This window comes from Rugosimonospora africana, assembly GCF_016862975.1.
In the GTDB taxonomy this organism is placed as follows: Bacteria; Actinomycetota; Actinomycetes; order Mycobacteriales; family Micromonosporaceae; genus Rugosimonospora; species Rugosimonospora africana.
On sequence record NZ_BONZ01000149.1, the window covers coordinates 1 to 5,795 of the forward strand.

General features: G+C 67.7%; 7 protein-coding genes and 1 pseudogene. 5 read left to right on the forward strand and 3 right to left on the reverse strand.

Features of this window, described 5'->3' with window-relative positions:
- Positions 1-436: 436 nt before the first annotated feature.
- From Raf01_RS48680 to Raf01_RS50445, 4 genes and pseudogenes are all read left to right on the forward strand, one after another.
- Entirely contained in the window at positions 437-610 is a 174-nt protein-coding gene (locus Raf01_RS48680) for a helix-turn-helix domain-containing protein (protein ID WP_275413236.1), read from the forward strand.
- 318 nt (positions 611-928) lie between these two features.
- On the forward strand, positions 929-1,561 hold the full coding sequence (locus tag Raf01_RS48685) for a hypothetical protein (protein WP_203925003.1): 633 nt from the start codon (positions 929-931) through the stop codon (positions 1,559-1,561).
- Between the two features lie 568 nt (positions 1,562-2,129).
- Entirely contained in the window at positions 2,130-3,380 is a 1,251-nt protein-coding gene (locus Raf01_RS48690; RefSeq protein WP_239134587.1) for an IucA/IucC family protein, read from the forward strand.
- Positions 3,367-3,894 (forward strand): annotated as a pseudogene (locus Raf01_RS50445) (ISAzo13 family transposase); the annotation flags it as partial. The gene Raf01_RS48690 and the pseudogene Raf01_RS50445, both read left to right, overlap by 14 nt.
- A gap of 155 nt (positions 3,895-4,049) precedes the next feature.
- On the opposite strand, the gene Raf01_RS51205 reads toward Raf01_RS50445, so the two are convergent.
- The 3 genes from Raf01_RS51205 to Raf01_RS48715 form a co-directional block, all read right to left on the reverse strand.
- Positions 4,050-4,256, reverse strand: a complete 207-nt coding sequence (locus Raf01_RS51205) for a DUF2399 domain-containing protein (RefSeq protein ID WP_373319803.1) — start codon at positions 4,254-4,256, stop codon at positions 4,050-4,052.
- A 29-nt stretch (positions 4,257-4,285) separates the two neighbouring features.
- Positions 4,286-4,534, reverse strand: coding sequence for a DUF2399 domain-containing protein (locus Raf01_RS48710; RefSeq protein WP_203925007.1), 249 nt, complete (start codon positions 4,532-4,534; stop codon positions 4,286-4,288).
- An 84-nt stretch (positions 4,535-4,618) separates the two neighbouring features.
- A complete protein-coding gene (locus Raf01_RS48715) occupies positions 4,619-5,191 on the reverse strand; it encodes a sigma factor-like helix-turn-helix DNA-binding protein (protein ID WP_203925008.1) in 573 nt (190 codons plus the stop codon).
- Positions 5,192-5,593: 402 nt separating this feature from the next.
- Between Raf01_RS48715 and Raf01_RS48720 the strand changes: the two genes are divergently transcribed.
- A partial coding sequence (locus Raf01_RS48720; protein ID WP_203925009.1) for a hypothetical protein occupies positions 5,594-5,795 on the forward strand: 202 nt, incomplete at its 3' end.

Here is a 5,795-nt window from a genome sequence, read left to right on the forward strand (position 1 = left end):
CCCTCATCGCCGGCACGCTTTAGACCGATCTCTATCGATTTCGCCCTAACAGGTCGGCTCTGGCATCATAGAGCGGTTTCATGAGCATCAACACCCAAATGGGTAGTTCCCTCCTCAGATCCTGGTCGTAAGCCATATCGAGGCTCAGATGGCACGGAAAGTTCCTTCGATGAGAGTCCTTGGCGCCGCTGCCCGCGAGAGGGCGGCAGGGACATCCGGGACGGCTGAGACTGCTTTGTCACGTGCGGATACTTCGGCCCCCTTGGTGCCGTGGCTGTGGACCGGTCCGGGAGCCGGTGTCCTGCGCCGGATTCGTGAATAACTCTCCGCTGGGTTGATGGCGCCGATCGGGCGACCGAAGGCCGCGCCGACGTTTCCGGATGAGGAACGCATGCAGTTGCTGCCGTGGGCGCGCTGAGCGTCTTCGCCGCAGTCCTTGGCGCTGCGCTCGAGGATTGTCCTGGGCGCCGCGGATGGGATGCCGAACTCGCGGATCGCGACGGATCTGGGGACCTCCGCGGTCACCGTGGGCAAGTGGCGCAAGGGTTTCCTGCAGTTCCGTCTCGGCGGGCTGGCCGAGGAGGACGCCCAGAGCGCCCGCCATCGGTGACGTTTGGAGCAGACGCCGAAGCAGGCGACCTCATGAGGAGATCGGCTCGGAAGCTGGCGTGTTGACGTGCCGCGGACCTCCGGAAATCGACCCCGCCTGCCGGGCAGTTAGATAGGTTTGCCTAACCTAATGTCGCGTCGCCGTTATGAAAGGAAAGTCGTGACTGTCTGGCTCCGCGACACGTACCTACGTCTGGACTCCGTGCTGCCCTCTATCACCGTCTTCAGCGGACACTCGGCAGAAGATAGGGAATGGTATTCGCGGCGGCTGGATCGCCGACGAATGGGATCGGCTCATCGAGGGGTCCGCGCCGCCCAGATGCGCGTCGGACGACAACGGCCACCACGCCGAGACGTCGTCGCCCTGCCCACGTTGTCCCGGTACACGTGGCTGACCTGGCTGGCCATCGGCGGAGCGTACTTGCTGGACCGGAGGGTACCGGCCCTCGGCCCGGTCGACTTCGCATTCCCCGCCACCATGAACGCGATCCAGCCAGCCGGGACGCCGATGGCGTGCCTGCCCGACGACCCTGCCGCCGGACGGGCCGGCGCGCTCGTACTCCCCCACGGGGCGGCGCTGCGCCGGCACCTACGCGAGGTCGCCGGCGCCCACCTCGACGAGGTGTTCAAGGCATGCCGCGGCCTGGTCGGGCGTGGCATGCCAGTGTTGTGGGCGATGGCCACCGACCAGGCGACCGCGGCGCTGTGGCGAGTCGGACGGTCGTCCCGCGGTGACACCTGGGCCGCCGACGCCGCCATCGGGGTGCTGCCCGGCGTGACGCCGCCATTCGTCGGTGAGGGCCGCTTCGAACGCGCCTCTACGGGTGGCGGACCGGTGCGGCGCAGGCAGACGTGCTGCCGGTATCTCACCATGGGCGGCCAGGCGTGCGCGTGCTGTCCGCGGTGTGCCCAGGGGCGTCCCATCCGGCAGCCCGTCCGCGGCAGCGGCTGAGGCACCCGCCTTCAAGCCGGCCTCGCGCGGGCCTAGAGGGGCATGCCGACCGATCGCTCAACGCCGCGTGTAAGACGGCGTCCGCCCCCTCGGGCCACGGCGACGAGCGCGATGCGGCTCGCGTACCAGCGCGCACTACGACATCCGGGTGCAGCGGCTCCGGCCACCCGTCCTTGAAGGAGACGTGAATTCATTGATGAAGTCATTTTCCCTGTCTGAGCAGTTGAAGACGGCAGCGGGAGCTGCCGGCGCAGCCGACCTTGCGCGGGCCACCGACGTGATCGGCCGGCAGCTGCTCGACGCGTTGGTCCGGGAAGGACTATCGCCGGCAACGATCAACTGCACTCGACACGGCTTCGGGCGCAGCCGCGTCACCAAGGCAGTGACCGAACCGCCGGGCCTGTTGTTGGACCGGCTCGGCCTGTCCGCGCCGGCGCTGACCACAGAGCTCCAGAACGCGGTCACCAACCTCGCCATCGCATATGCCCGGCGACGCGACATCGACGCCTGGTGGCGCACGACGGCCACCAGGTCCGGCGCGCCCGACGCCTACACCGTCGCCGCGGCCATGCCACCCGACGAGGCCGTACTCGCGCTGGAACGGCTCGGCACCGAGGGGCACAACCTGCACCCGTGCGGCCGCACCCGGCTCGGCTGGAGCAGCACCGACACCGACCGGTACGACCAGGAGTCGGCGGGGTTCGCCATCCGATTCGTAGAGATCCGTCGAGGCGCGCACATCGGCGACGACGTCGGCGCGCTGCTACGCGCGGGATATCCGGCGTTGTCCGAACCAGACGACGGGTACCTCTTGCAGCCGGTGCACCCCTGGCAACTGCAACATGTGCTGCGTCGGTACTACCACGAGGCGTTTGCGGACGGCCGACTACGTGAGACCGACGCCAACGGCCCGTTCGGGACGCCCACCACGGCCGTGCGCACGCTGCTGCTCGAACCCGATCGCGAGGGCCGCCGTCGCTACCTCAAACTGTCCCTGGACATCCAGATCACCTCGACTCGGCGCAACATTTCCGTCGCCACCACCCAGAACGGGCCTTGGTTGAGCCGACTTCTCCCCGGGCTGCTGGCCGATCGCCAGGCACTGCTGCTGCCCGAGGTCGCCGGGTCGGCCTTGAACGGTACCCGCGACGTCGCCGCCATCGTGCGCGGCGGGCTGCACGGCCGGCTTGAACCCGGCGAGGTTGCGGTGCCCGCTACCGCGCTGCCGGCTACCTCGCCCGTAACCGGCCGCACCGTTCTCGCCGAGATCGTTGACCGCTCCGGACTGGCTCCGCTGGACTTCCTGGCCGAGTATGCGCGGGTGCTGCTCGCCCCGCTGCTTAGCCTGCTCGCGGTCGGCGTCGGCCTCGAAGCACACCTGCAAAACAGCATCCCCATTTTCCGTAGCGGCCAGCCCACCCGGATCGCATTCCGTGACCTCGGCGGCCTGCGCATCAACCGCCGACGGCTGGCCGCCTGCGGGGTCCGCCCGCGCCTGTGGCCCGGGTCGGTGGTGGCCGTCGACGACCACGCGTCGGTACAGGCCAAGGTCGGCTACACCGCGCTGCAGGCCCACCTCGGCGAGGTCGTCATCCGGCTCAGCGAGTCACACGCGGTGCCGGAGGCGCAGGCGTGGCGGGCGGTACGCGACGTAATCGACGAACTCACTGTGCACGCCGACCCGACCGATCGCGCGTTCCTTTTCGCACCAACGATGCCGCACAAGGCCCTGGTGCGGATGCGCCTTCAGCCGGGCAGCGAGATCTACACTCCGGTCCCCAACCCGCTGCGTCAGCGTGGTCCGGGGGGTCGACCATGACACGGCGGCGTTCGCGGTCAACACGATCCGGTCCTGGTGGTACAACGTCGGTCGGTCGCGTTATCCGCACGCCCGACGGCTGCTGACTACCGCGGACTGTGGTGGGTCCAACGGTAACCGGCTGTGGGTGTGGAAGACCCGGTTGGCGGAGTTGGCTGCTGAGACAGGGTTGGAGATGACGGTGTGCCACTGTCCGCCTGGCACGTCGAAGTGGAACAAGGTCGAGCACAGGTTGTTCTCGTTCATTTCAGTCAACTGACGGGGACGGCCGTTGACTGACTACGAGGTGGTGGTGCAGACGATCGCCGCGACCACCACGGAGTCGGGGTTGACGGTGGAGGCGGTGCTGGACACCGACACGTACCCGACCGGGGTGAAGGTCAGCCCCGCGGAGCAGAAGGCAGTCCCGTTGCAGAGGTTCACCTTCCACGGGGAGTGGAACTACCGCATCCACTGTGGACCGATCCCGGAATCCGTGCTGAGCAAGACAATCGACCTCAAACCGACCAAGTAATATCCGGCTGCGCGCTTACGCAATCTCGCCGGACAAGTCAGGCGACGACATCGTGACTGTCATCAGCTGCCGCTACCACTACGAGAAATAGGCTCCCAGACGTCGCCGCGCCCGGCGCCTCGGCGTCGACATCACCCCGACCGGTTTGCACGCCGCTACGAATGCCCCACAACCACCGAGCCCCTGGCCGTTGACACCCGACGGAGATCGGCCAGCAGTACCGGGAGGAGACGCTCCTCCATGACCGAGCGGCCGGCGGCCCTCATCGCGACCGATAGTTGCGGATCCCCTGGCGTCGGAGCGGGCGTACCGAGCAGTGGCTGGCCTGATCCGGCGACAGGCAGGTAGTCGTCGGCGCCCATCCGCCACGGCTGCGCGTTCGGGTAGCGGATCAGGGCCGCCGCGGCGATGCGCACCCGACCCAGTCGAAGTCGTTGCGCCACCACAGCGCGGCCGAGATGGCCCCCGCCAGAAGCCGATGCGCGGCGGCCGACGGTACGCCTTCGGTGCAGACCATTGCGGGAGCGCTTGCGCCGAGGGCGCAGGCCGCTCGGAGAATGGCCGGATTCTCGGTCACGAAGACCTGGTCGGTCTGCACCTCGAGCGGGTACATCCGTAGCTGGTGCAGCGTCAGCCGCACCGGTACGCCGACCTCGGCCGCCTGTCTCAACCACCCGCCGACCAGCCCACCACGCGCGGGAAGGTATGGACGTCACCTTCCGCTTCAGACTGCGCGCTGATTGTCGAGCTCGAGTCTGGTGAGCTTGTCGGGGTTGCTGATGAGGTGGATCGTCTGGATCCGTTCGGTACGGGCGTCGACATGAAGGCTGAAGGCGGCGTACGGGGTCGCACCGAGCAGCGTGAGGGCTCCCGGTTCGCCGTTGATGTCGACGATGCGCATGCGGGTGCCAGTGGGGATGTTGACCGCCGTTGCGGCAAAGAATCGGGCAACCCGCTCGGCCCCGTGGATCGGGTGGCGTGGGCCCGGTGCCTTTCCACCGCTGTCGGCGACGAGGGCGACCTCCGGTGCGAGCACTGACAGCAGGGCGGCGAGGTCGCCGCCGATCGCGGCCTGCATGAATCGTTCGGTGACGGTACGCGAGACCTTCCGGTCGGCGTCGAAGCGAGGTTGGCCAGCGCGGATGTGTTGACGGGCGCGGTGGGCCAGTTGGCGGACGGCTTGGTCGGATCTGCCGATCGCGTCACTGATCTGGGGGTAGGTGAAGCCGAATGCCTCCTTGAGGACGAACACGGCGCGTTCCAAAGGTGACAGGGTCTGCAGGACCAGCATCGCCATCGAGATCGAGTCGGCCAGCCACCTCCACGGCCTAGCCACATCGCTGCGGGATGCGGGGCGACTGTGCCTCCAGGTCAATGGCCCGATGGACCGTGGGTTGGCGTCCTGTGCTGAAGCCGTGCGGACCTTCGAAGAGTTGGAGGGGGAAGAAACGGAAGCGTTCACGGGGCGGCTGCACGCGGCTATGGCGACGCTTGCCGACATACACCAGGCGCTGGGCGATTTCGAAGCCGCTGCGGAGCTCCGCGCCCGACTGATGATGCCAGCGCGGCCTCACCACGCGGGCCCGGCCGGGCATGTTCAACCGTCAGAACCGCGCGATTGATCGTGTTCACGCGCATCGGTGGTGTTGTTCAACCCTGAATCTGATCTTGTTCAACGGGCCGGAGATCCTGTCTCCCGTTGAAGTCGACCGTGTTCAAGCGCCGCGCCATTCGCAGGCGCGGAGAGTCCTGGACAGGTCAGCTGACCAGCGGCGCGATTCCGCCTTCACTGCTCGCGACGGGCGGCAAGGTCGTACGGGAGTCCAGCACCACCCTTCTCGTCGAGCAAACGTTCGACCGACTCTCGCTGCCCGACGGCAGTCGTGGGCCTCAAGGGACCC

Bases quoted from the DNA above. Each gene is read 5' to 3' on its own strand.
- Raf01_RS48685 (WP_203925003.1), top strand. From the start codon at position 929: ATGCGCGTCGGACGACAACGGCCACCACGCCGAGACGTCGTCGCCCTG.
- Raf01_RS48690 (WP_239134587.1), top strand. From the start codon at position 2,130: ATGCCACCCGACGAGGCCGTACTCGCGCTGGAACGGCTCGGCACCGAG.
- Raf01_RS51205 (WP_373319803.1), bottom strand. From the start codon at position 4,256: ATGGGCGCCGACGACTACCTGCCTGTCGCCGGATCAGGCCAGCCACTG.
- Raf01_RS48715 (WP_203925008.1), bottom strand. From the start codon at position 5,191: ATGGCGATGCTGGTCCTGCAGACCCTGTCACCTTTGGAACGCGCCGTG.